The 25,304-nt window shown below is 34.8% G+C and carries 23 protein-coding genes; 6 read left to right on the top strand and 17 right to left on the bottom strand.

Annotated features, from left to right (window positions below):
* Positions 1–89: 89 nt before the first annotated feature.
* The 12 genes from C8E03_RS13600 to C8E03_RS13655 form a co-directional block, all read right to left on the bottom strand.
* Positions 90–1,250, bottom strand: a complete 1,161-nt coding sequence (locus C8E03_RS13600; protein WP_094379038.1) for an iron-containing alcohol dehydrogenase — start codon at positions 1,248–1,250, stop codon at positions 90–92.
* A 188-nt stretch (positions 1,251–1,438) separates the two neighbouring features.
* Positions 1,439–2,563, bottom strand: a complete 1,125-nt coding sequence (ytvI, locus tag C8E03_RS13605; RefSeq protein WP_094379036.1) for a sporulation integral membrane protein YtvI — start codon at positions 2,561–2,563, stop codon at positions 1,439–1,441.
* 30 nt (positions 2,564–2,593) lie between these two features.
* Positions 2,594–3,202, bottom strand: a complete 609-nt coding sequence (yihA, locus tag C8E03_RS13610) for a ribosome biogenesis GTP-binding protein YihA/YsxC (RefSeq protein WP_094379034.1) — start codon at positions 3,200–3,202, stop codon at positions 2,594–2,596.
* 43 nt (positions 3,203–3,245) lie between these two features.
* Positions 3,246–5,606 (bottom strand): endopeptidase La, encoded by a 2,361-nt coding sequence (gene lon / locus C8E03_RS13615; RefSeq protein ID WP_110291276.1) that lies wholly within the window; start codon positions 5,604–5,606, stop codon positions 3,246–3,248.
* A gap of 137 nt (positions 5,607–5,743) precedes the next feature.
* Positions 5,744–7,042: an ATP-dependent Clp protease ATP-binding subunit ClpX gene (gene clpX / locus C8E03_RS13620; protein WP_094379030.1), complete on the bottom strand. Its 1,299-nt coding sequence runs from the start codon at positions 7,040–7,042 to the stop codon at positions 5,744–5,746.
* A 40-nt stretch (positions 7,043–7,082) separates the two neighbouring features.
* Complete coding sequence (clpP, locus tag C8E03_RS13625) at positions 7,083–7,664, bottom strand: ATP-dependent Clp endopeptidase proteolytic subunit ClpP (RefSeq protein WP_094379028.1); 582 nt, start codon at positions 7,662–7,664, stop codon at positions 7,083–7,085.
* Positions 7,665–7,896: 232 nt separating this feature from the next.
* Positions 7,897–9,186 carry a trigger factor gene (gene tig, locus C8E03_RS13630; protein WP_110291277.1) on the bottom strand — a complete coding sequence of 430 codons (1,290 nt, stop codon included), beginning with the start codon at positions 9,184–9,186 and terminating at the stop codon, positions 7,897–7,899.
* Positions 9,187–9,382: 196 nt separating this feature from the next.
* Positions 9,383–10,522 (bottom strand): M20/M25/M40 family metallo-hydrolase, encoded by a 1,140-nt coding sequence (locus tag C8E03_RS13635; RefSeq protein ID WP_110291278.1) that lies wholly within the window; start codon positions 10,520–10,522, stop codon positions 9,383–9,385.
* A gap of 133 nt (positions 10,523–10,655) precedes the next feature.
* Positions 10,656–11,321, bottom strand: a complete 666-nt coding sequence (locus tag C8E03_RS13640; RefSeq protein ID WP_170123000.1) for a hypothetical protein — start codon at positions 11,319–11,321, stop codon at positions 10,656–10,658.
* A gap of 2 nt (positions 11,322–11,323) precedes the next feature.
* The gene (locus C8E03_RS13645) at positions 11,324–12,109 is read right to left on the bottom strand and encodes a DUF975 family protein (RefSeq protein WP_094379020.1); all 786 of its coding nucleotides are present in this window, start codon (positions 12,107–12,109) and stop codon (positions 11,324–11,326) included.
* Positions 12,110–12,123: 14 nt separating this feature from the next.
* Positions 12,124–12,675, bottom strand: coding sequence for a DJ-1 family glyoxalase III (locus C8E03_RS13650; protein ID WP_094379019.1), 552 nt, complete (start codon positions 12,673–12,675; stop codon positions 12,124–12,126).
* 143 nt (positions 12,676–12,818) lie between these two features.
* Entirely contained in the window at positions 12,819–14,255 is a 1,437-nt protein-coding gene (locus C8E03_RS13655; protein WP_094379017.1) for an MATE family efflux transporter, read from the bottom strand.
* A 264-nt stretch (positions 14,256–14,519) separates the two neighbouring features.
* Between C8E03_RS13655 and C8E03_RS13660 the strand changes: the two genes are divergently transcribed.
* The 6 genes from C8E03_RS13660 (at position 14,520) to C8E03_RS13685 (ending at position 19,829) form a co-directional block, all read left to right on the top strand.
* A complete protein-coding gene (locus C8E03_RS13660; RefSeq protein ID WP_094379015.1) occupies positions 14,520–15,350 on the top strand; it encodes an AraC family transcriptional regulator in 831 nt (276 codons plus the stop codon).
* A 91-nt stretch (positions 15,351–15,441) separates the two neighbouring features.
* Positions 15,442–15,891: a CYTH domain-containing protein gene (locus C8E03_RS13665; protein WP_110291280.1), complete on the top strand. Its 450-nt coding sequence runs from the start codon at positions 15,442–15,444 to the stop codon at positions 15,889–15,891.
* A 226-nt stretch (positions 15,892–16,117) separates the two neighbouring features.
* A complete protein-coding gene (locus C8E03_RS13670) occupies positions 16,118–17,401 on the top strand; it encodes an aminotransferase class I/II-fold pyridoxal phosphate-dependent enzyme (protein ID WP_094379011.1) in 1,284 nt (427 codons plus the stop codon).
* A gap of 193 nt (positions 17,402–17,594) precedes the next feature.
* Positions 17,595–18,065, top strand: a complete 471-nt coding sequence (locus tag C8E03_RS13675; protein ID WP_110291281.1) for a helix-turn-helix domain-containing protein — start codon at positions 17,595–17,597, stop codon at positions 18,063–18,065.
* A gap of 218 nt (positions 18,066–18,283) precedes the next feature.
* Positions 18,284–19,249, top strand: coding sequence for a biotin synthase BioB (gene bioB / locus C8E03_RS13680; protein ID WP_110291282.1), 966 nt, complete (start codon positions 18,284–18,286; stop codon positions 19,247–19,249).
* Between the two features lies 1 nt (position 19,250).
* Positions 19,251–19,829, top strand: coding sequence for a biotin transporter BioY (locus C8E03_RS13685; protein WP_110291283.1), 579 nt, complete (start codon positions 19,251–19,253; stop codon positions 19,827–19,829).
* Positions 19,830–20,176: 347 nt separating this feature from the next.
* Here the strand turns inward: C8E03_RS13685 and C8E03_RS13690 are convergent, their stop codons facing one another.
* The 5 genes from C8E03_RS13690 to C8E03_RS13710 all read right to left on the bottom strand — a co-directional run bounded on the left by C8E03_RS13690 (position 20,177) and on the right by C8E03_RS13710 (position 25,284).
* Positions 20,177–21,082, bottom strand: coding sequence for a ComEC/Rec2 family competence protein (locus C8E03_RS13690; RefSeq protein WP_242993542.1), 906 nt, complete (start codon positions 21,080–21,082; stop codon positions 20,177–20,179).
* Positions 21,083–21,181: 99 nt separating this feature from the next.
* Positions 21,182–22,102 carry an alpha/beta hydrolase gene (locus tag C8E03_RS13695; protein ID WP_094375831.1) on the bottom strand — a complete coding sequence of 307 codons (921 nt, stop codon included), beginning with the start codon at positions 22,100–22,102 and terminating at the stop codon, positions 21,182–21,184.
* Positions 22,103–22,110: 8 nt separating this feature from the next.
* Positions 22,111–22,779, bottom strand: a complete 669-nt coding sequence (locus C8E03_RS13700; protein WP_094375830.1) for a DUF6320 domain-containing protein — start codon at positions 22,777–22,779, stop codon at positions 22,111–22,113.
* Positions 22,766–24,049, bottom strand: a complete 1,284-nt coding sequence (locus C8E03_RS13705; protein ID WP_242993544.1) for a WS/DGAT domain-containing protein — start codon at positions 24,047–24,049, stop codon at positions 22,766–22,768. Before C8E03_RS13705 ends, C8E03_RS13700 begins: the two co-directional genes overlap by 14 nt.
* A gap of 50 nt (positions 24,050–24,099) precedes the next feature.
* Complete coding sequence (locus C8E03_RS13710) at positions 24,100–25,284, bottom strand: pyridoxal phosphate-dependent aminotransferase (RefSeq protein WP_094375828.1); 1,185 nt, start codon at positions 25,282–25,284, stop codon at positions 24,100–24,102.
* Positions 25,285–25,304 lie beyond the last annotated feature (20 nt).

Below are 25,304 nucleotides of genomic sequence, written 5' to 3' on the forward strand. Positions count from 1 at the left end.
TGTCAAATATTTACTTTATACCTCTTATCAGTAGATTAAAAAAGATGGAAAGGATTATCATGCCCTTCCACCTCTTTGCTATACTATTTTTACAAACAATTTTCTAGAATTGTTCTAACATCTGCTGGCTCAAGTCCTACATATGCATATTTTAAATATCCAAATTTAACAGCCTTTTCTGCCATGAAATCAAATTTAGAAGCATCTATGCCAAGCTCTGTTAAAGTTGATGGAATTCCACAACTTATAAAAAACTCTTCTGTCTTATTAATAGCCTGATTTGCCAATTTAAATTTATCTTCCATTGGTGATAATCCCCATACATTAACTGCATATTCCACAAATTTATCAACTGTTTGATCACTTAATATATATCGCATCCAGCTTGGCGTTATAATAGCAAGACCTACGCCATGAGTAATATCATAATAAGCACTTAACTCATGTTCAATTGGGTGGCAGGTCCAGCTTCCCCCTTTACCACATCCGCACAAGCCATTTAATGCGAGTGAACTTGCCCACATTAAATTCGCTCTTGCTTCATAATTATCAGGCTCCTTAATCGCAATCGGACAGTATTTAATACATGTTTTTAATAGCCCTTCTGAAATCTTATCCTGTACAAAGGCTCCCTCTGTTTTTTGAAAATAATTTTCCAATACATGTGACATAATATCTGCTGTTCCTGCCGCTGTTTGGATTGCAGGCAGCGTAAACATATACTCCGGATTGAGGATTGAGGTTTGAGGTATCATGTTTGTGCTTGCAGTTCCCAATTTCTCATTGGTTTGCATATTAGTTATAACTGCATTCTTATTCATTTCAGAACCAGTTGCCGCTATAGTAAGTATTGTTATAATTGGGAGTACTTTATCTATTAAAGATGGAGTTGTTACAATATCCCAAGCATCACCTTCATAATAATAGGCGGCTCCGATTACTTTACTACAATCGATAGTACTTCCACCACCTACTGCTAGTATAACATCAATTTGGTGTTCTCTACATAACCTTACACCTTCTCTAACGCTTTCGATTTTAGGATTTGGTTCAATTCCTGCCAATTCGACAACGTTGAATCCTTTTAGTAAATCCATCACCTTAGTATAAATTCCATTCTTTTTAATACTGCCTCCGCCATATGTTAATAAGACATTTTTTCCATACACTGCTAAGCTTTTAGGCAAGTTATCAATTTGATCTCTTCCAAAAAGGATTTCTGTGTAAGCATTAAATTTAAAATTTTCCATATTAAACTCCTTTCCTCAAAACCACTTTTTTAATTATTATCTTTCAGCTTTCATTATACTTCTTAGAGTTAGCTCTATGTCAAGTAATTAACAAAATTTTGATGCAAAATGAAAAGCTAAATTCTTGATTGCAGTAAAAAAGTAACCTGATTAAAATTACATAGTTATAAAAGTCAATATTAATTACTTTAATCTATTTTTCTAAAATCATTGATATCTTTCAATATCTCCTTAATAATATGAATCATATGATCAAAAGCTCCATTTAGAAACAGATTAATCAAAATCATCCCAACTGGAACCGCAATAATCATTCCCAATACACCTTTCACTTTATAGCCAATATACATAAATACTAAGGTCAATAAAGGATTCAAGCCAATTGTATCACCAACAATTTTGGGCTGAATTAATTGCCTTACCAGCTGACTAACGCCATATATAACAAAAAGACCTATTGCCATTTTATAATCAGCTGACAAAAGCTTAATAATGCCCCAGGGAATTAATGCTGTACCGGTACCAAAAATAGGCAAAAAATCTAAAAATGCAATCAGTATTGCCAAAAGTATTGAATAATCTACATGTAATATATAAAACCCGATTAACAGTATTACAGCTACAACGGTCATAATTTTAAATTGTGCCTTAAAATAACCTCCAACCAAACGTTTAAAGTCCAAAATAATGGCTCCGACATTTTTTCTTATACTGTAAGGAGTGCACTGATTCACAATAACTAAAATTTTCTCTCTGTCTGCAATAAAAAAATACGAAGAAAGTATAGTCATGATAATAGAAATGAGCCTTGACGGAAGATTTTTAGCAAAATTGCCTGCTGCTTCTACTGTTGGTGCTCCAACTACACCAATTACATTTCCAATGTAAGTTGTAAATTCTGATCTTGCCTCAAGTATACTTTGCTGAAAATTTTTTGGAAGTTTGTTAAAAATCACCTGCAAATTGTCTCCCACTTCATTGAATTCATTCGAAATATTTTCATATATTTCTGGCAGGTTATTAAGAAGACTTACAATTTCTCCACTTAGCTTTGCCAAAGCAAAATATCCGCCGATCACAATCAGTGCTAATACACCAATAATGATAAGCATTGAACTATGTTTTCTTATAAGCTTTACCCGTTTCTCCAAAAACTTAACCAATGGATTCGCAATTACTGATAATATCCACCCTACTACAAAAGGAAAGAAGAACCATATTATCCTTGGAACTACAAACACCAAAAAAATTATCATTATAATAATAATCAAAAAATTAACTAATAGCTTTAAATACTTCGTCGATGCTTTCAAACAATCACCCCTGTTATATGGTACATTTTACTAATTTTTTAGTTCCTCTGCTTCACAATTGATACAACTGTCAACCAATAATAGTATTTCATCTCTTCCCTGCTTCGTTTCAGAGGAAAAAGGTATCATCTGTGTCTCTTTCCCTGCTTCAAGACCCGTTCTAAGCATTTTTAAATGCTTTTGAACCTGACTGCGTTTAATCTTATCAAGCTTCGTAGCAATAATAACTGGCTGGTATCCTTGATATACAATCCAGTTAAACATATTCTTATCGTTTTGGGATGGCTCATGTCTAATATCAATAAGAAGAAAAACTTTTTTTAGCTGCTTTGAATTCTTTAAATAGCTTTCAATCATTTTGCCCCATTTTTCCTTTATTTCCTTTGAAACCTTAGCATAGCCATAGCCTGGTAAATCTACAAAATACAGTTCATGATTAATATTATAATAATTTATAGTTTGCGTCTTACCCGGCTGCGATGATGTTCTGGCTAGTGACTTTCTATTCATTAGTGCATTAATTAATGACGATTTTCCTACATTTGACTTACCCGCAAATGCAATTTCAGGCAAACTATTATCAGGTAGTTTACTTGTTACTCCACACACTGTTTCCAATTCTGAATTTTTAATTATCATTCTTTCCCTCCATATCATGCAAGCTAATCAGTAGTATATATCATCATTTATCCGCCTTTTTTTGCATTATTTCGTGGGCATGATTTGTTAAGGCTTCTTGTAGCACCCTTTCCATATTATCTACATATATTATTTCCAAATCTTTTTTTATTTCTTCCGATATTTCATCTAAATCCTTACGATTTTTATCCGGTACCAATACCGTTTTAATATTTGCATTTTTTGCTGCAAGAATTTTCTCCTTTAACCCTCCAATTGGCAAAACTCTTCCTCTTAGCGTAATTTCTCCTGTCATTGCCACATCTGCACGAACCGGAGTTTTGGTAACTGCCGAAATCATAGCCGTTGCCATAGTAATTCCTGCGCTAGGACCATCTTTTGGCACTGCACCTTCAGGAATATGTATATGAATATCATTTTCCTTAAAAAAACTGTCTTTGATATTATATTTTTCACTCATGGATCGAATATAGCTGATTCCGGCTCTGGCTGACTCTTTCATCACATCACCAAGTTGTCCGGTCAATTGCAGCTCACCTTTACCTGGCATTACATTCACTTCAATTTGAAGTGTATCGCCTCCTACACTTGTCCAGGCTAAGCCACGAACAATTCCAACTTCATCGTTTTCGTTTGCCATATCATAGCTAAATTGGGGCTTTCCTAGAAATTTTTCAAGGTTAACTTGTGTAATCTTAACAGACTTTTTGTTTTTTTCTAAAATTTGCCTAGCCGTCTTTCGGCATATTTCTCCTATTTTTCTCTCAAGGCTTCGAACTCCTGCTTCTTTGGTATAATATCGTATCATAGAAGATAACGCTTTATCGCTGATTGTAAGTTGATTTGTGGTTAGTCCATGCTTTTTAAGTTGCTTTATTACTAAATGTTCTTTTGCTATATGTTCTTTTTCATTTTCGGTATAGCTAGTTACTTGTATGATTTCCATTCGATCCAATAACGGCTTTGGGATTGTTTGGAGTGAATTTGCAGTTGCAATAAACAAGACTTCTGACAAATCTAAAGGAAGTTCAATATAATGGTCCCGAAATTTATTATTCTGCTCTGAGTCAAGAACCTCTAATAATGCTGCGGAGGTATCACCTTTATAATCACTGCTGACCTTATCTATTTCATCCAGCAGCATTAATGGATTCTTTACCCCTGCTGATTTTAGTCCTCCGGCAATTCTACCAGGCATTGCTCCGATGTAAGTTCTTCTATGGCCTCTGATTTCTGCTTCATCTCTGACTCCACCCAAACTAATTCTTACATATTCCTTGCCAAGAGCCTTTGCTACACTTTTTGCAATGGAGGTTTTACCTGTTCCTGGAGGTCCTACCAAACATATAATTGGGCTTTGTCCCTTATTGGTTAATATTCGAACAGCTAAGAATTCGAGTATTCTTTCCTTTACTTGCTCCAATCCATAATGATCATCATTTAATATCTTCTTTGCATATTTTAGATCGGTATTATCTTTTGAAGTTTTATTCCACGGCATTTCGAGAAGCGTTTCCAAATATCCTCTGACCACTGCATTTTCAGATAAACTTGAAGACGTATTTTTAAATCTTTTTATTTCTTTCTCAATCTTTTCTTTCACTTCCTTTGAAGCTTTAACAGACTTAAGCTTTTCCATATAAAGGTCAGCTTCTGTCTCAAGACTTTCTTCTCCCAATTCTTCTCTTATTAATTTTTGCTGCTCTCGCAATAAATATTCTCTTTGATTTTTGTCAACTTTATCTTTGATTTTTACTTGCAGTTCCTTTTTAATTTTAAGTATCTCTGTTTCATTATTTAATAATATGGACAATAATTCGTATCTCTCTTGCAAACTCACCGCACTAAGCAATTTTTGCTTTTCTTCAAAAGGTAATGAAAAGTTAATGACTATTTGATCTACTAATTTTTGTAACTCATCATTCTCCAGAATCTGCTTTGTTAGTTCTTTGCCTATTTTATAATTTTCGTTGCTGTATAATAAAAACACTTCTTTTAGATTTCTTACCATAGCAGTACGGTTGTTATCAGGAATTTGCATGCCTATATCCTCTTTAAATTCCAATACTTTTGCAATGATATATTCTTCTTCCTCGACGACTTCAATTAATTGTCCTCTTCCTTCGCCTTCAACCAATACTCTCAAAATATTATTAGGAAGTTTTATAACCTGTTTAATTATTGCGATGCATCCTATATCATATAGATCTTCCATTTCTGGCTCATTTTCATTTACATCAATTTGAGTAACCAGAAAAATTTTCTGATCTCCTAGCATTGCTTTCTCAACAGCTTTTATCGATTTTTTTCTACTTACATCAAAATGTATCACCATATCTGGAAGAATTGACATTCCTCTGAGTGTAACTGTCGGCATTAACTTTACTTGTTCTAAATCACTCATTTTCTTCCTCCTACTGTAGTTTATAATAACAACTTGGGTATTTTATATTCATATATGGATTTCCTTACTATTTTCTATCACCTAATACATAAGGTGCCCCCTATGAGACACCTTACATTTTATCACTCTATTTTAGCTTAAGCACTTTCGTCTCCGGCCTTTGTTAGAATTTTCTGTGCAATTGTTTTCTTTCTTGGTTGTGCTGAATCTCTTCGTTCAATTTCAGGCTGTGATGTACCTAGCGCCGCTTCTTTTGTAATTCTACATGTAGCAATAGATTCATCAGATGGAATGGTATACATAATATCCATCATAACATCCTCCATGATAGAACGAAGTCCTCTGGCTCCGGTTTTTCTGGCTATGGAACGCTCAGCAATTACTTCAATTGCTTCCTCATCAATACTAAGCTTCACTCCATCTAATTCAAATAATTTCTTATACTGCTTTACAATTGAATTCTTTGGCTGTGTTAGTATTCTAATTAGGGCATCCTTATCAAGCTGCTCTAAGGAAACATTAACAGGTACACGTCCTATGAATTCAGGAATCAGTCCAAATTTCACAAAATCTTGTGGCAATACCTGACGCAATAATACTCCGATATTTTCCTCGCGTTTACTTGCAATCTCTGCATTAAAGCCAATAGATTTCTGATCCATTCTTGTTTCAATTATTTTTTCCAAACCTTCAAAAGCGCCACCACAAATAAATAAAATATTAGTCGTATTAATCTGTAACAACTCCTGATGTGGATGTTTTCTTCCACCCTGTGGTGGTACTGACGCAACCGTTCCTTCTAATATCTTAAGTAATGCCTGCTGTACACCTTCGCCTGATACATCTCTTGTAATTGATGCATTTTCAGACTTTCTTGTAATTTTATCAATTTCGTCAATATAAATAATTCCATATTCTGCTCTCTCTATATCGTAATCAGCAGCCTGAATCAGCTTCAATAAAATATTCTCTACATCTTCACCTACATAGCCTGCCTCTGTCAATGCTGTTGCATCTGCAATTGCAAACGGTACATTAATTAGCCTTGCAAGTGTCTGAGCTAATAAAGTCTTACCTGAACCAGTTGGTCCAAGCATTAAAATATTACTTTTTTGAAGTTCTACATCTAAATCTTTCTCAGACGTAATCCTTTTATAATGATTATATACAGCAACCGAAAGAACTTTCTTTGCATTGTCCTGACCAATGACATAATCGTCAAGAAAGCTTTTAATCTGTTCAGGCTTTAATAGATTGATTTCTTCCGTTCTTCTTGGTTCTTCTTCATATTCTTCTTCAATAATCTCAGCACATATGTCTACACATTCATCACATATATAGGCTCCATTGGGACCTGCAATCAGCTTTCTAACCTGTTCCTGAGTCTTGTTACAAAAAGAACACCTAAGTTTGTCATCACCACTTCTTCCCGCCATTCTCTCACCTCACTCATAATATCTTCTGCTTTATTGTAAATTATCTGCTAACAATAACATCATCAATTAACCCATATTCTTTCGCCACATCCGCTGACATCCAATTATCTCTTTCCGTATCTTTTTCAATAATCTCTAATGGCTGTCCAGTATTTGCTGCTAAACAATCATTTAATTTTTTGCGAGTTTTAACAATATGATCCGCTGCAATTTTAATATCTGTTGCCTGCCCCTGAGCACCGCCCAATGGCTGATGAATCATAATTTCTGCATTCGGCATAGCAAATCTCTTTCCTTTTGTTCCACCAGTTAATAAAAATGCTCCCATGCTCGCTGCCATACCAATACAGTAAGTAGCTACATCACATTTAATATAATTCATGGTATCGTAAATGGCCATACCTGCGGTAACAGATCCCCCTGGACTGTTAATGTATAAATGAATGTCTTTTGACGGATCTTCTGACTCTAAAAACAACATTTGAGCTACAATCAAGCTGGCAGTTGTTTCATTTACTTCTTCACCTAAAAATATAATTCTATCCTTTAACAGTCTGGAATAAATATCATAAGATCTTTCCCCTCTGCTCGTTTGTTCAATGACATATGGCACTAAACTCATACTAATTCCTCCTATTCTCAACGAATCAAATGTTTTAATAATCTCAAATGATTATATCTTCTTTCTATTCATGTAATGCAACTTATTGCACAATTAGAACCGAATTTTTAATATATGATAATAGACTCTTCGGAGACATATATAATATGTCTCCGATTTATCTATCTTTATGCTAATTAAACCAAACACATCTAATCTATCTATATGGAAAAATGCTCTCAAAAGAGTTACATTATTTTTCGATTGAAGCATCAACAATCAATTTTACTGCTTCCTGTACTGCTATGTCTGATTTCATTTGTTCTTTTTCATTATCACCAATGAGTTCTTTTAATTTGTCAACCTCCATCTTATAAGCGGCTGCCATATCAGCAATTTCTTTTTCTAATTGTTCCTCTTTTATTTCTATATTCTCAGCCTTTGTAATTGCCTCTAATACTAACCTGCTTTGAATACGCTTTAAAGCCTGTGGCTTCATTTGTTCAGTCAATTTATCCTGATCTAAGCCTGTAAACTGGAAATACTGTTCCAGTGATAGACCTTGCGACGTAATACGCTGAGAAAAGTCATCCACCATACGTTTTACCTGAGTCTTAATCATTGCATCCGGTATATCCATGGTTGCATTTTCAATGATTTTCTCAATAATAGCATCTTCTTTTGCTCCCTTAGCTTCATTCACTTTCTTCTCTTCCAGTTTAACCTTTAAATCAGCTTTATATTCAGCCATTGTATCAAATTCAGATACGTCCTTTGCAAAATCATCATCTGCTTCTGGAAGCTCTTTAACCTTAATTTCTTTAACTGTCACTTTAAATACAGCAGGTTTTCCGGCCAATTCTTCTGCTTGATAATTATCAGGGAAAGTTACGTTTACGTCAGTTTCCTCTCCAATCTCAACTCCAATCAGTGCTTCTTCAAATCCTTCAATAAAGGAATGAGAACCAATTGTCAATGAATAGTCTTCACCTTTTCCGCCTTCAAAAGCAACACCGTCAACAAAGCCTTCAAAATCAATTGTTGTGATATCACCATCTTTTACTTTCTTTCTTCTTGGTGCAACAACTACTCTTGAACTCTTCTCTCTTTCTTTGTCTACTTCAGCATCTATTTCTTCTTCTGTCACATCAATCACAGCTTTTTCAACTTCGATTCCCTTGTAATCGCCTAAGGTTACATCTGGCTTTAATGCTACTTCTGCAGTAAAAATAAAGGATTTACCTTTTTCAATCTGAGTTACATCAATATCTGGCTGTGAAACAATATCAAGTTTACTTTCATCCGCTGCTTTGGCATAAGCTTCCGGAATAATTTCATTTGCTGCATCTTCGTAAAAAATACCTGCTCCATACATTTTTTCAATCATTTGACGAGGTACTTTACCTTTTCTAAATCCGGGCACATTAAATTTGTTTTTATTTTTCTGATAAGCACTCTGAAGTGCTTTTTCGAAATCTTCGGCTGAAGTTTCTATTGTAAGCTTTGCCATATTTTTCTCTAATTTTTCTACTTGTAAACTCATTTTAACAATTTCCTCCTTAAAATATATGCGAAAAGTTTCTATACTTATCCATACTTACAGTCATTTTAATAGTATATCATAAGCTTTTTTAAATTACTAGTCTTTTTTCTTTGATTCTCCCTTTCATTCGTGGGTATTTCCTAGTCTTTTTAAGGTTTCTTGTGATTTGTAAAAACAAAGCAGTACAATTTTTAGATTATACACCGTAGCTATTTTCTCCCTTTTCATCCAATGTCATTAAAGCAGCTACAATCCTTGCAGCTTTCTCTAATTCGTTGATATTTGTGTATTCATCACACGAATGCACCTGATTCATTCCCGCTGCAATTACAATCCCTGTAATTCCATTTTTCATAAAATTATTGTTATCACTTCCACCAAATGTATCAATATACCGTGTTTTATAGCCCAGAAACTGACAAGAGCGTTCAAAGCGTTGAACCACAGGATGTGTTATCTGGGTTCGATAGCTAAGACATCCAACCTCGTAATTAAAAGAAAACTTTATGCCCTGCTCTTTACAGACCTTTTCTATTTTTTGCTTTATGTTGTCTATCGCTTTGATTGCCTTTTCATGTGAAAGACTTCGCACTTCTCCCTTTAGCGTACAAAGATCAGGCACAATATTTCTTGCCTGTCCGCCTTCTATCATACCGACATTAGCAGTCGTTTCTTCATCTAATCTACCCTGTGAAATTTCAGTTATTGCCTTTGCCGCTGCCATGATTGCATTCTTTCCCTGCTCCGGTGCAAAGCCTGCATGAGATGCTTTCCCGATAAATACTGCTGAAAAGGAAAATAAAGTTGGTGCTGCAATCGCAGCGGTTCCAACCTGACCACTTAAATCAAGCACATATGCCTCTTTCGCTTTCACCAAAGAATAATCAAAAACCTCACTCCCACGTATATACATCTCTTCTGCTATGGTAAACAACACTTCAATACTGTGATGAGGCACACCATCCTCTTTCAAGGAGCGGATAGCCTCCAATATACATACAATTCCGCACAAATCATCCGCACCAAGTACCGTAGTTCCATCACTGGTTATCATTCCATTCTTATGAAACACAGCCCTTTTGTTCGTTCCTGGTCCTACTGTATCCATATGAGCTGAAAATAAAAGTGGCTCACTGCCAATTTCACCTTGCAAAAACGCATAAAGATTACCACAATTACCATTATATCGTACACCTGCGTTATCTTCTATAACAGTAAACCCAAGTGCGATAAGCTTTTCTTTCAGCACATCAGCTATCTCTCTTTCCTGAAAAGAAAGTGCATCAATTGCTGCCAGACTACAAAATTCTTCCATCAGTGCCTTTTTGTTAATCATACCTTTACTCCGTTTCCTGTCATTTTATCCTACTTACCAATACCTCAAAGCAGACATTGTTTTTAAAAAAGTTGGTGATAAGCTAAACTTATAACCAACTTTTTTAAATATTATATTAATTTGTTCTGGTTAATTATTGCTGCAGCATTTCGCTATCAATTTTTGTAAATTCATCAGATGCCATAGAATAAACCTTATCATCTTGCAATGTTACATTAACGGTTATCGTAACAGGATCTGCATACTGAATATTCGAAATATTATTGTCAAAAACCTGCATAATTCCTTTTGCATATTCTGCTTCAAATTCCTCTTCCGTTAGATCAGCAAAATCACCATTTGAATTTTTATCATTGAAATCATTTACAAAACTCTCACCCTCTGTAGCTATACTCTGCATTATAGTCATTGGCGAAATTATAATATCTACGGTAAAACCATTGTCTGTTTTGATTGCATCCTTTACCTCATACTTTGCATTTTGATAAATTTGTTTACTATATTCTATAAATTTAGCCTTTGTCTCATCTGTCAGATTGACGGATACAAAATTAGCAAAGCTTTCAGCTTTTGCCTCCATAACCGCATCATATGCTTTTTGTGCATTTTCTTCTGTGTCCTCAGTCAGCTTAATGTACTGATCAAAAACGCCTTTATAGGTAGAATCCAAAATTCCATTCACATACCCTGAAGCATCAAATTCTCCCTGTGTCAGCAAATTTATTGTTGAACAACCATTTAAGCACAAAATCAATAATATGCTTAGCAGTGCTGCTAAACCCTTTTTTACTCTAATCACTTTTATACTCCCTCTCCAAATCCTCTTAATTCATAGTTATTACTGTTTCCAGCCGCTAACATGCTCTCTCTAGCCCAACCATAAAATTCTGCGAACGTTGCTTCATAATAAGGCTGTACAAACAGTCCACCTAAGCCACAAAGTATGAAGCCCAACAAAAACCATCCAATAAAGGACAACTGTAAAACAAAATAGTTCCATTTTTGCCCCATCATCATTTCCTTACTTAGCTCAAATGCACGAAAACTGTCTATCTCTGGATTTTCAGCCAGTATGTATGGAATCATTGCATATTCATAAGCTTTTATGATACCTGGAATAAACAATAACAAGGACCAAAGGAATACATAAAGATTCATTAAAAACATAATTTTAACGACATTCCAATAATGTCCGCTGCTAAAAGAATATCCGATTTCTCCTACACCGGTGCTGAAATCCCTATTACACATAAAGTATCTGTTTTTACCTACCAATAGCGGGCTGCCCACAAAGATACTTACTGCAATTGCAATCACTATTGCCATTAACAAGATAAATAAGATAATTCCTCCGACTAAAAATAGGGAAGAATAATGATACTCATTTATTAAAATCTTTTTTGAAAAAACACTGTTGTAGATGTGTTGGTCATTCTTATTAAAATTGACTACAAGCCTCCTATAACCTGCTATCTGGCTGCCTCCTCCATTAAAAATGCCAGAAATAATACAAACCAAAAACGCAGGCCAGTAAAATCTTCTTAAATTTTCTTTTGCATTTTCCTTAAGTCCAGCTCTATTCCACATAATTAACTCCTTTTCTAAATATTATAACAAATGGATGCTTTTATTTTATTTGCTGTTTCCTGATTTATTAGTTTCTCTATAATTGCAAGTCCAAAATCAATTGCAGTTCCCATTGCTTTTCCTGTTATTATGTTCCCATCAACTATAGTCTTCTCATTAGATACCACTGCTCCTGCCAACCGTTCTTCAAATCCTGGATAGCAGACTGCTCTTTTTCCCTTTAAAATTCCATTATCACCCAAGACTGACGGTGCTGCACAGATAGCTGATATGTTTTTACCCTCACTGGCAAACTGCTTTAGTAAAGCTGCCAGACTTTTATGTGAACCAAGATTTAACGTGCCTGGCATTCCTCCTGGCAACACTAACATATCATAATTATTATAATCCACTTCCTCATATAATTTATCTGACATGATAATAATATTATGCGCGCCATTAACCTCTTTCCTTTTCATAATTGAAACTGTATCTGTCTCAATTCCTGCTCTTCTTAGCAAATCAACTACGGTTAACCCCTCAATTTCCTCAAATCCATCGGCTAAGAAAACACATACCCTGCTCATATTTATTCCTCCTCGAAATTGTAATTACTTCCCTATTTTAGCAAAAATATGGTTCTTTTACAATAAGTCTATTACCAAATCTTGAATATTATATGTTTTATTATGATAATTAATGTTTCAATTAATTGCCTGAAACATATCTCTTAATTCGTATGCTCAATTATTTCTTGCACGTTCCAAAAACTAACTTGATATTCCTTGCAGATTTTCTTAATCACAACCCAAGCCACAATACAAGAAAATATAGTAACTGCCACATTGCTAACCAACATGACAATGCCAACACTTTCATTGCCAAGAGTCGTAAAATGCTGCAGGCCCCAAAGAACCGGGATGCGAAAGATAAATATACGGCAAAAATTAATCAACAGCGTGCATTTGGTATATCCAAAGCCAAGCATCAAGGAGATCACCGTGGCGTTAATAGCTAACGGAATACAGCCGCCAAGTGACTCTAATTTATATATATTACAAATCATTTCCCTAAATTCGTAATTCATACCATTCATGGAATCAGAAAATATAATACTGATTTGATTTAGATAAGTTCTGGTTAACACCAACCCAATGATTCCTACCACTACATTTATAACTAATTCTTTTTTAAATGCATCTAATGCCCTTTGCGGCTTTCCTGCCCCTAAATTCTGGCTGATAATCGCAGCGCCGCCATCTTGAAAACCATTCTGAGGGTTTGTAGTCAGACCTCCAATGCTATTGGATATTCCAAGTGCTCCAACCGTGAGCGAACCATACATACCGCTCATCGAATTAACAATTACCTTTCCAAATGAAAAAGCCACCTTCTCAACAATAACAGGAAAAGACAGTGAAAGCATTGGCTTAATAACTTTCCTCTTTAAGGTCATACTTTTTAATGACAGTCCAAACGCATTCCCTTTTTGGTTTAAATTCACTCCCCCTGCAATGAAAAGTATTAGTTGCGACAAAATAGTTGCGACGGAAATCATGGTAATCCCACCTTTTAGTACATATACAAAAATTGCTGTTAATAATAATTTAACTGCAATAACTAACAAATTTAAATATAAAATTCTCTTTGAATTTCCTCTGGCACGTTCTACACAGATATATACATTGTTAAAAAACCAAATAATTAATCCAATCAGTTCTAATTCAAAGTACCTGCTGCCAATTGTTATAAGTTCTTCTGGCGTATTGGCAAGTCTAAGCAGCGGAACGGTAAAAGGTATTAAGAATAATAAACCAAAACTAAGCAATGCACATAACGCAAATAAGCTATTCACTCTCTTTTTCACCATTTCATAGTCGCCTTCTCCATAGGCCTGACTTATTTTCAAGCTTCCACCAACCGCAAGTCCTCCTCCGATTGCTCCAATCATCATATTGATTTGAGATAAATAAGCAACTGCAGACACTGAGGTTGCACTGATATAGGAGGCCATCATGGAGTCTAATATTTTAAATATTTGTGTCAATCCCTGAAAAAGTGCTAAGGGCAGTCCCACGTGCAGCACCACTTTCCACATATTTCCATTTAAAGAAAATTCACGATATTCTTCATCTTTTTTTGACAAAACCACTTCTACTTTAGCCATAAAAAACTCCTTTGCCTCTTAATTACATATTATTTATTTTACTTCTTTTTACATTTTAAGACAAATTTTATGTATTTTCCTTAAATTTTAATTCTATTTTTTTTATATTACTGATTTTTTGCTTTCTTTATGATAAAATAAACTTACTTGTAAGACGAGATGCCACTTCATAATCTGTTATGCATTCTTTGTAACTGCATTTAATAATATGATGAAATACCACTTTAAAAAGTGAGATACAATACTGAATAAGGAAGTGTTTTTATGTTAAGTAATGGCCAGCACGACTTATATGCTGAACGAGTAAAACGAGAGCAATATTTTAATATGGAACATTCGCATTTTCATCCTTATTACGAAATCTACTATTTATATTCAGGCAAAAGAAGGATTTTCGTAAATGACACACTTTATACCTTGGGACGAGGCGATATTTTACTCATTAATAAAAACATACTTCATCGGACGACCTACCTATCTGATGAAACACACGAACGATTTATACTAAATTTTTCAGATCAGTCTTTAACCCCTTTGTATGAAAAATATTCAAAACAGTTTATACTAAATTGCTTTGCTCTGCCGTTTCTTTCCATACAATTAAATCGCCGTGAATACATTGAGAGTTTATTTCAAAAATTAATTTATGAATCCAATTATTCAGATCCGTTTTCTGAGGATTTAATCAATAATTATTTGCAGGAATTAATTATTTTTCTGATACGCTATCAGAAAACAAACCAACAATCTCAGTTTGCAACTAGTATTACGGACGAAATTATCCAAAATACTGCTAAATATATCAGATGTCATTATAATCAGCCTGTCACTTTGGAAATGGCAGCTTCTCAAGCCAATATGAGTGCAACTTATTTTTCCAGAAAATTTAAAAATGTAACCGGCTTTGGTTTTAAAGAATATCTTTGTAAAATCCGTCTTACAGAAGCTTCTAAGCTGTTGCTTGAAACCAACCAATCAATTACAGAAGTCGCATTTTCATGCGGTTTTAGTGACAGTAATTATTTTGGAGATGTATTTAGAAAATTGAAAGGTGTTTCTCCCCTTCAATATAGAAAAACACGGGAGATAATTTAATTGATAATAAATTTATCATATAACAAGCTTTGCAATTATATAATTATTATTGTTGACACGTTAAGTAATTCATTTTAGAAAGAGGTTTCATATGGAAATAGAAAGAAAATTTTTAGTAAACAAGCTCCCTTCCAACTTAGAGGAATATACCTACCAAACAATTGAACAGGGCTATTTATCTACTGAACCTGTAGTTCGTATTCGCAAAAGCGATGAAAAGTATACGTTAACTTACAAATCAAAAGGCTTTTTATCTCGCGAAGAATATAATATGCCTCTTACCAAAGAGGCTTATTATCACTTAAGAGAAAAAATAGACGGTAACATAATCAGTAAGAGACGCTACCTAATTCCACTTGACTCTAATCTGACCATTGAGCTTGACATATTTAATGAACCTTTTGACTCACTCGTACTTGCTGAAATAGAATTTGATACAGAAGCACAGGCCAAAGCCTTTACACCATTAGACTGGTTTGGTGATGATGTCACCTATAGTTGTGAATATCAAAACAGTTATTTAAGTACTAAGGTGGTATAACTACTTTTATATTTTATTTAATGCGCTTTGGTTATTCTGCCCTATGCGAACAGTTGTATTTCACACAAATACATATAAATTGCATAACAATCCACGAATCAGGGTTCTAAACTCTGCTAAATTCATGCTTTTTAACGTAATATTCGTACATTTTTACGCTTGACAATACTACCTGCTATCAAATAGAATTAAGAAAGTTTAAAACGTAGATAAGTAGGAGGCTATTATGAAATCATTGAAGGATATGGGTAAAGACGAATTAACACAGCTTAAAGCTGAACTGGAAAAAAGCTTTGAAGATGCAAAGGGTAAAGGTTTAAAGCTTGATATGTCAAGAGGTAAACCTTCTGTTTCTCAGCTTGATATGGTTATGGATATTATGGACACGTTAAACAGCTCTAGCAAATTATTAACAGAGGGTGGCGTAGATTGCAGAAACTATGGAGTTTTAGATGGGATTCCCGAAGCGAAGAAACTCATGGCTGATATTATGGAAGTTTCTCCTGACCAAGTAATTGTAAACGGAAATGCAAGCTTAAACATTATGTATGATACAGTTGCCCGCTCCATGACTCACGGAGTATTAGGAAGCACTCCCTGGGCTAAATTAGACAAGGTTAAATTTTTATGTCCGGTTCCCGGCTACGACCGTCATTTTGCTATCACAGAGCTTTTTGGAATTGAAATGATTAATGTTCCTATGACTGTTAATGGACCGGATATGGATATGGTAGAAGAATTAGTAACTAAGGATGAATCAATCAAGGGAATCTGGTGTGTACCAAAATATTCGAACCCACAGGGAATTACCTATTCGGATGAAACGGTAAAAAGATTTGCAAGATTGAAACCAGCCGCAAAAGATTTTAGAATATTCTGGGATAATGCTTATGCAATTCATCATTTGTATGACAATGACCAAGCCACACTGTTAGATATTATAGGCGAGTGTGAAAAAGCAGGAAACCCCGATATGGTATATGAATTTGCATCTACATCAAAGGTAAGCTTTGCCGGTTCGGGAATCTCCGCTGTTGCAGCCTCAAAAGCAAACCTTGATTATATTAGAAAATTCATGACCATTCAAACAATTGGTCATGATAAAATCAACCAGCTAAGACATGTGAGATATTTTAAAGATATAAACGGTGTTATGGCTCATATGAAAAGACATGCTGATATTATGAGACCTAAATTTGAAGCAGTAATTAAGGTACTGGAAAATGAGCTTGGCGGCTTGGAAATTGGCAGCTGGCTAGCACCAAAGGGCGGCTATTTCATTTCCTTTGAAGCAATGAATGGTTGTGCAAAGGATATCATTGCAAAGTGCAAAGAAGCAGGAATTGTTATGACGAATGCAGGCGCTACTTATCCATATGGAAAAGATCCTTTTGATTCAAATATTCGAATTGCTCCTTCTTTTCCAACTCCCGATGAAATGCAGCAGGCTGCTGTATTATTTACTCTTTGTGTCAAATTGGTTAGTGTAAATAAATTATTAAAAAGTTAACACATTTCTTATCTAAAGTATTCTATTATTTTTTCTTTAAAGCAACGAAATATATGTAACATTTCGTTGCTTTTTCCATTTCTTTCCAATTCTGATTCAATGTGTTTCGTTTTCAGCAATTCATATTTTAAATTGTTATAATAATTATAGTTATTTTGCACTAATTTATAAAAGTTATGAAAGGATTTATTTTATGTCAGTATCTTTACTACCGCTAAAACTAATTGAATTACGCAAACAACATAATTATACGCAGGAATATGTCAGCTCATACATACATATCTCACGTGGTGGTTACTCTCAATACGAAACGGGCAAACGTATTCCCAGTAGTGAAAGTTTATTGAAGCTTGCAGAACTTTATAACATTAGAATAGATCAACTAATTAATCAAAATATAATTTCAATATCTGATAGCATTCTTTTAGAATCAGTGGCAGAATATTCAGCAGATGATTCAATTAGTATCAATATGTTAAAGGATTTGGGAATATTATTGTTAAATAGTTCGCCATCACTTGATCTCAAATCGATTACACAAAATGATATCAATTTTTTAAGTAATTATAAACATTTAAGTATTTCTGACCAGGAGGATATACGACTTTTTGTTTCTTGCAAATACAAGAATAGCTACAAATCAAAAAAAAATCTCAATAATTAATTCTTTATTATAACAAAAGTCTATGATGAAATAGTATAAAGCTATTTCATCATTCTTTTCGTCTTAATGTTAACCTTAATGATTTAATCGGTTGACATTTAACCTGTTTTTATCTATAATCTGTTTTGAAACCACAAACTGTTTTATTTATGTTTCTTTTATTAATTATTGTTAAATAACGTTATTGAAAACTATTGATTTACTGTAAAGGAGGAACTATGCTACATAAATTAACAAATGATATTATAAATGGGAAGCGATTAAACGCCACAGATGATCTTAGCTTTCTTCTAACTGAAGAGTTAGAAGATTTATGTGATGCTGCAAATAAAATTCGTATCAAGCTTTGCGGCAGCCATATTGATCTGTGCACTATCATCAATGGCCGCAGTGGAAAATGTAGTGAAAATTGTAAATTCTGTGCACAGTCTGGATATCACCATACAGCTGTATCGTCCTATTCTTTTCTTGACGAAGCTACAATCGTAGCTGATTGCCATGCAAATGCTGACGATGGTGTGCATCGCTATTCTATTGTAACTGCTGGAAGAACTCTTACGGGCAAGCCTTTCGAAGCAGCGCTTAAAGCCTACGCCAGAATGCATAAGGAATGTGCAATAGATCTATGTGCATCGCACGGTCTATTAGATGAGAATTCCTTTAAGGCATTGAAATCCTGCGGAGTCAAAATGTATCATGCTAATATTGAAACCTCCAGAAGATTCTTTCCAAACATTTGTACCACTCATACCTTTGATGATAAAATTAAGTGTATTAAAATGGCTCAAGGGGCTGGATTACATGTCTGTTCCGGCGGTATTATTGGTATGGGTGAAACTTGGGCGGACAGAATTGATATGGCACTTACTCTGGCTGCATTGCATATTAATTCTATTCCAATAAATGTGCTGATTCCAATACAAGGTACTGTGCTAGAGAATTTAGATCAATTATCAGAAGATGAAATACTACGAACAATAGCTATATTTCGTTTTCTTAATCCGTCTGCGGATATTCGGCTTGCTGCCGGACGCACTCTTATGATTGATTCCGGCAAACGTGCTTTTTTATCTGGTGCCAATGCAACCATTACCGGGAACATGCTAACAACCACAGGCTGCAACACGGCTCAGGATAAAGCAATGCTAACAAGTATGGGATTGGACATCCAAAGGAGAAGATAATATGAAAACAAATACTGATTTTACTTCAAAAGAAATAACCAAAAGTTCCGCTTATCAAATAGCTTTAATTGGAATTATGGCGGCAATCACTTGTATTCTCGGACCGCTTTCTATACCAATTCCCTTTAGTCCTGTACCTATTTCCTTTACTAATCTGGCAATTTATTTAACGGCCTTTATACTTGGGTGGAAACGTGGAACAATCAGTTATTTTATTTACCTGCTGATTGGACTTGTTGGCTTGCCTGTATTTTCCGGTTTCTCAGGTGGTCCGGGAAAGCTCTTTGGTCCCACCGGCGGCTATTTAATTGGCTTTATATTTATGGCTCTTATCAGTGGCTATTTTATAGAAAAATTCAATGGGAAATTATTTATGTCTATTCTAGGACTTATTCTGGCTACATTTGCTGCCTATCTGCTTGGAACCGGATGGCTTGCTTATCAGGCCAATTTAACATTTTGGCAAGCTTTAATGGCCGGTGTCATTCCATACTTAATCGGTGATGGAATTAAGATTGCTCTTGCAGCAATTGTAGGACCTATATTAAAATCAAGATTATTAAGAGCCAATTTAATATAGGGTTCGTTCATTAAATATATGTATGCTTCATTCTTTTACTATAATAATAGTTTAGAGCAAAGAAACAAGTCCGCATCAGCTCCCTAATCCCTCAATCATGATGGACTTGACCGCTTTGCCGCGCCAAATGCGATTATGCAGTGACAGTTTCCACTTGCATTCGTGCACATTGTGTTTTTATTTCATAGGATTCAAAACTTTTATACGTTAACAACAAGGTCTTTCCTATGAAACAAGAAATAAAGTACCTGAGTCTCTATGGAGTAAGGGACTCAGGTACTTTGTGCACATATACTATCCTATATTAACATATTTACATGTATTCATTTGTATTTTCCATAGAATGTTTATTTTTCACTTGACCAAGTAATATTGGTACCATCTGACTCTGCAACTACCGTGCCATTCATATCAGTTCGAAATACTTCAATTCCCCTAGCCTTAAATTTGTCTAATGTTTCTTTATTAGGGTGTCCATAATCATTATCCTGACCACATTCAATCACTGCATACTCTGGCGAAACCGCATCCAAAAACTCTTCTGTCGTTGCCGTATTACTTCCATGATGGCTCACCTTATAGACCTGTGCTTTAATATCAATGCCATTCTTTAATATATCATGCTCAGCTTCTTTTTCTGCATCGCCGCACATAAGAAAGCTATTATTTCCATTCACTAATTTAATGCCGATCGAATAGTTATTCAACTGAGTTCCATAGTCATCGCTATTCGGTGCAAGGATAACAAAGCTGGCTTCACCAATCGTATATTGTTCTCCCACCTGTGGAATTGTTATTTCTAGATTCTGCCCTGAAATAGCAGTTAATACATCTTCAAAAGTTTGAGTCGTATGTGTTACATCTGGCATGAAAACCGTTCCTATAGAAAAACTATTAATAACGTCATCCATACCTCCTATATGATCCTCATGCGGATGAGTTGCTATTACATAATCAAGCTTAGACACACCTTCCTTTTTTAGATAATCAACCACTAATTCTCCATCCTCATTTGTCCCAGCATCTACTAACATATATTTTCCGCCTGATTCAATCAATATACTATCTGCCTGCCCAACGTCAATAAAATGTACCTCCATTACAGAGTTTAGCTGGTTGTATTTAAAGGATGCAACATGCTTTTGCAAATCATATCCATTCTTTTGCAAGAATGCTCCTGCCAAAAAAACTGCGCTTGCAAGAATGCTATAGATCAATTTACTTTTCTTTTTATTACTTGTTTTTTTCTTCACTTGTTTTCTACCAAATTTCTATTTACTTTCTATCTTATTATTTATTCACAACAGCTAAATTTGTTATCTGTATAATTCACTTTTTATATTAATTTTTTATTACAATTTATTCAAAATGGACTTAAAAAAGAATGAAACCTCTTTCCAAGCTTCTCGTGATTCAGGTATTAAAAATTTTGACATTTGAAACACATGAAACATGCCCTCATACACACTAACTCTAATCTTCCCACCCTGTTCTTTAATTTTTTGTGCCACCTCAAGTGTATCACTCAAAAGCATTTCTGCACTCCCAACCTGCATTAAAACAGGCGGAAACTCATGATATTCACCAAACACCGGTGAAATATATGGATTTTTGGCATCATTATCTCCAATATAGTCGCTTTGAAACAGCATACTATCTTTTGTATTTCCAAATAAAGGGTCGATTTCATAATTCGAAGTATAGGATTCCCCTTCACAAGTCAAATCAGACCATGCAGACATTGTTATAATTCCTTTAGGAAGTGGTTTGCATTCATCTCTTAAGTAAAGACACAATGCCAAAGCAAGACCACCACCCGCAGAATCACCCGCAACCACAATCTGCTCCTTTGAATAACCATTTTCCAATAACCAGAAGTAGGCATGAATTGCATCTTCTAAAGCCGCCGGATAAGGATTTTCCGGAGCAACCCGATAATCAATGGTAGCAACGCTTGCACCATCTGCTGCTTTTGAATATAGGACTGCAAAGGTTCGATATATATTCTTCATCGGCCCTATATAACCTCCTCCATGAAGCTGTAATACGACTAAGCTTCTCTTTGGATTGTATGGCTCGAGCAACTCCATTTCATAATTTCCCATATATTGTTTTAAAAGCTGATAGCCCTTTGGGCACCTCCATACAGGCTCAATTGGTCTTTTTCTGTACTCACCGCTTTTTATTTTTTTCCCTATTACATGTGCAGAAGTAATATCTGCCATTAAATTGGATAGAATTCTTCCTTGCACACTTTGTATTGTTCTCTTCATTTAAGCACCTATATATGAAATCTTCTTATTAATTCTGTTTTTGCTTTTTTATCTCCAAAAACAATTGTTCCGATAAAAATTGCCAGAGTAATTCCCGCCGTAACATAGGAAAGAATCGGTTTGGTTATAATATTAAGAAAATGTAATCCCATCAAAATCATGCTAAAAATCACTAATGTAAATTGAAATAGAATGTAACTTTGCCAGCTCATAAAGTTGACAATCATAAGCATTAGTATTGCAAAATATCCAACTAATATGATAGCCGGAATCACATAATTAATGGACCAGCCCTGATATCCCATAACTACATCAGTCAAAAGACACAGCCCCATACCTCCAATCGTTTGTACTAATATCTTTGCAGCATAATTCGTATTATTTTGTATAGAATATCTTACCGTTACCCAAAAATACGAAATTACTCCAACGCAAATGAGTGACCACCAAAGCCCATTGTAGGTAGCAGCATTGATAATGACTAAGCCAAGCACCAAAATAATCGAAATAAAGATAAATATTCGAAGCAGCAGGACAAACTTCTGGTTATCAAATTCTATTTTAGGATACATTTTCTTGTGTTTTGCATCAGAAATAGTTTCCAGTCCATGCTGACATAGTGGGCATACACTGATCTCTTCTAATATTTCTACATTGCACTTATTACATCTCTTCATTGTAAACACCATTACTTTCTATTGACACTCTAATTCCCTGCAATGCAAGATTTCTAAAAAAAGTCTTTGCCAAATTCATATCTGTTAACACGGATGCAAATGTAAAAACAAGCTCATCTTTATAGGAACAAACACTGCATTTTAAACTTTGCTTCTTAGAAACGGACAAAACCAAATGAAATTTATCTATATAATCTTGAAATTCATCTAATACGCTAATACTTCCCAAATTTGTAATTGTAGTAGTAAATGCCTTAGAGGAATTGTGATAAATATATTTAATTGCAATATTTTTAATAAAAAGAGGTACTGCTCTTACATAAAATCTCTTTTCATTTGACACATTATAGGAAATTAGACCTTGCAAATGCTCTTTGGTCATCTGCTTCTTAAGATTGTTCGTAACTTTCTCTAATATTTCCTCAAAGGTATAGTCCTCTCTATCAGACTCAAATTCTGCTAATAATACTGCAAAAAAGTTTTTGGTAGTACTGGATTCAAAAATCTTTCTTAAATTCATCGGAATATTAATGCAAATAGGTTCCTTGCATATTTGCTTATTTAAATATTCTGTATAAATACTCCATAACAATTGAGCAACCAAATATTGATTAATACTTACATCGTAAATCTTACAGGCTGCTTTTAAACTAGGTATCTCAATATATCCATGAACGACTCCCATAACAGTAGGAGGCATAAATTTCCCCTTTAGCTGATAAGCCTTTTTCGTCTTATAACCCTTTGCATCACTTTTTTTATAGTATTTTAAGTAGCTGTCTTCTATATTAAGTGAACATTCTCTGCTTGGTTTCGCCTCAACGCAATCTCTAAACTTTGGTTCACATAATCGCAAATATTGATAGGTTAATTCTTTCAAAAAAGTGATGGCACCCATTCCATCTGTCAGTACATGAAATACCTCCAGATTAATCCGTTTTTGATAGTAAGATACCCGAAATAAAAATTTATAATTATTATACGGATCAATATATCTGCAAGGATAATTACTCTCTAATTCCACAACAGGTCTGTGTCTGTTTGTTTCAAAATAGTACCAAAATATTCCTCTTCTTAATCGTACGTTAAATACCTCAAACCAAGGAAGCACCGTATCAAGTGCCTCTTGTAAAAGCTCTGGTTTAATATCTTCTTTTAATGTGACTGATATGCGATATACATTACTAAGATTTTCACTCGCTATCACAGGAAAAATATTAGCTGTATTATCTAGCTTATGCCACCTTGTTTCCTTATGATTCTTCTTCATCATGTCTCTCCCTGTGCGGTACAAATGCACCTATTGGTATTCTCCCCATTTTATTTATAAATTTTCGCTAATTTATGAAATGCCTCTAAGGAACGTATTACTTTTGGGGTGTCTACACAATAGGAGATCCGAAAATGGCCTTTACAACCAAAGCTGTCTCCAGGCACAAGCAGTAAATCAAATTCTTTTGCCCTTTCACAAAATCGATTTGCATCCTCTTCCAAGGCTCTTGGAAACATATAAAAGGTTCCACCTGGCTCTACACATTCAAATCCTAATTTTTTCAATTCCTCATAAAGTATTTCTTTATTCTTCTCATAAACCGATAAATCGGAGGTCTTATCAAGAACCGTTTCAATGGCAAGCTGCATCAAGGACGGAGGACAGTTATGTCCAATTCCTCTTGAAATTTGTCCAAATACATCTACCAGTATATCGGCATCTTCGCATTGTGGATTCACTGCAATATAACCGATTCTCTCACCTGGTATGGAAAGAGATTTACTAAAGGAATAGCAGGTCAGACTATTGTGATACAACTTTGCAACATAAGGCGCATCCACGCCATTAAATACAATTTCCCGATAAGGTTCATCTGAGATTAAGTAAATAGGATGACCATATTCTTTTTCCTTTTCACTCAATATCTGACTAAGTTTGGTTAAGGTCTGGGTAGAGTACACCACTCCTGACGGATTATTCGGAGTATTAATAAGCACAGCGGTGACTTTTGGATTGAAAAACTCTAATAATTTATCAAAGTTAATTGAAAAGGTGTTAATATCAGCCGGCACTATTTGAAGCAAAGCCCCTGTTGAATTTATATATGGTATATATTCTGGGAAAAACGGTGCAAAGGTAATAACCTCATCCCCACCGTTTGTCACTGCTCTAACCGCATGTGCGATTGCACCCGCTGCCCCTGAAACCATAAAGATATGTTTTGATTGATAGCTCATGTCAAAACGTTGATTCAGAGATTTTGCAACTGCATTTTTAGTAGACTCAATTCCCAAACTCGGACTATAGCCATGAAGCTTTGTAGGCTCTTCGCTTTGTACTAACTCAAGTAATCTTTCCTGAAAATCTTTTGGTGCAGGCACGGATGGATTGCCCAAACTATAATCAAATACATGATCATAGCCAATTTCCTCTGCCCTTTTTGCTCCATATGCGAACATTTCCCGAATAACGGATTTCTTACCTAGCATTTCTTTATATCGTTCTGGTACCATGATTTCCTCCTGTTATAATT

It is taken from the genome of Lachnotalea glycerini (assembly GCF_003201285.1).
GTDB lineage: Bacteria > Bacillota > Clostridia > Lachnospirales > Lachnospiraceae > Lachnotalea > Lachnotalea glycerini.

Coding starts and splice junctions, on each gene's coding strand:
- C8E03_RS13600 (WP_094379038.1), bottom strand. CDS start 1,250: ATGGAAAATTTTAAATTTAATGCTTACACAGAAATCCTTTTTGGAAGA.
- yihA (WP_094379034.1), bottom strand. CDS start 3,202: ATGATAATTAAAAATTCAGAATTGGAAACAGTGTGTGGAGTAACAAGT.
- lon (WP_110291276.1), bottom strand. CDS start 5,606: ATGAGTGATTTAGAACAAGTAAAGTTAATGCCGACAGTTACACTCAGA.
- clpX (WP_094379030.1), bottom strand. CDS start 7,042: ATGGCGGGAAGAAGTGGTGATGACAAACTTAGGTGTTCTTTTTGTAAC.
- clpP (WP_094379028.1), bottom strand. CDS start 7,664: ATGAGTTTAGTGCCATATGTCATTGAACAAACGAGCAGAGGGGAAAGA.
- tig (WP_110291277.1), bottom strand. CDS start 9,186: ATGAGTTTACAAGTAGAAAAATTAGAGAAAAATATGGCAAAGCTTACA.
- C8E03_RS13635 (WP_110291278.1), bottom strand. CDS start 10,522: ATGATTAACAAAAAGGCACTGATGGAAGAATTTTGTAGTCTGGCAGCA.
- C8E03_RS13645 (WP_094379020.1), bottom strand. CDS start 12,109: ATGTGGAATAGAGCTGGACTTAAGGAAAATGCAAAAGAAAATTTAAGA.
- C8E03_RS13650 (WP_094379019.1), bottom strand. CDS start 12,675: ATGAGCAGGGTATGTGTTTTCTTAGCCGATGGATTTGAGGAAATTGAG.
- C8E03_RS13655 (WP_094379017.1), bottom strand. CDS start 14,255: ATGGCTAAAGTAGAAGTGGTTTTGTCAAAAAAAGATGAAGAATATCGT.
- C8E03_RS13660 (WP_094379015.1), top strand. CDS start 14,520: ATGTTAAGTAATGGCCAGCACGACTTATATGCTGAACGAGTAAAACGA.
- C8E03_RS13665 (WP_110291280.1), top strand. CDS start 15,442: ATGGAAATAGAAAGAAAATTTTTAGTAAACAAGCTCCCTTCCAACTTA.
- C8E03_RS13670 (WP_094379011.1), top strand. CDS start 16,118: ATGAAATCATTGAAGGATATGGGTAAAGACGAATTAACACAGCTTAAA.
- C8E03_RS13675 (WP_110291281.1), top strand. CDS start 17,595: ATGTCAGTATCTTTACTACCGCTAAAACTAATTGAATTACGCAAACAA.
- bioB (WP_110291282.1), top strand. CDS start 18,284: ATGCTACATAAATTAACAAATGATATTATAAATGGGAAGCGATTAAAC.
- C8E03_RS13685 (WP_110291283.1), top strand. CDS start 19,251: ATGAAAACAAATACTGATTTTACTTCAAAAGAAATAACCAAAAGTTCC.
- C8E03_RS13695 (WP_094375831.1), bottom strand. CDS start 22,102: ATGAAGAGAACAATACAAAGTGTGCAAGGAAGAATTCTATCCAATTTA.
- C8E03_RS13700 (WP_094375830.1), bottom strand. CDS start 22,779: ATGAAGAGATGTAATAAGTGCAATGTAGAAATATTAGAAGAGATCAGT.
- C8E03_RS13705 (WP_242993544.1), bottom strand. CDS start 24,049: ATGAAGAAGAATCATAAGGAAACAAGGTGGCATAAGCTAGATAATACA.
- C8E03_RS13710 (WP_094375828.1), bottom strand. CDS start 25,284: ATGGTACCAGAACGATATAAAGAAATGCTAGGTAAGAAATCCGTTATT.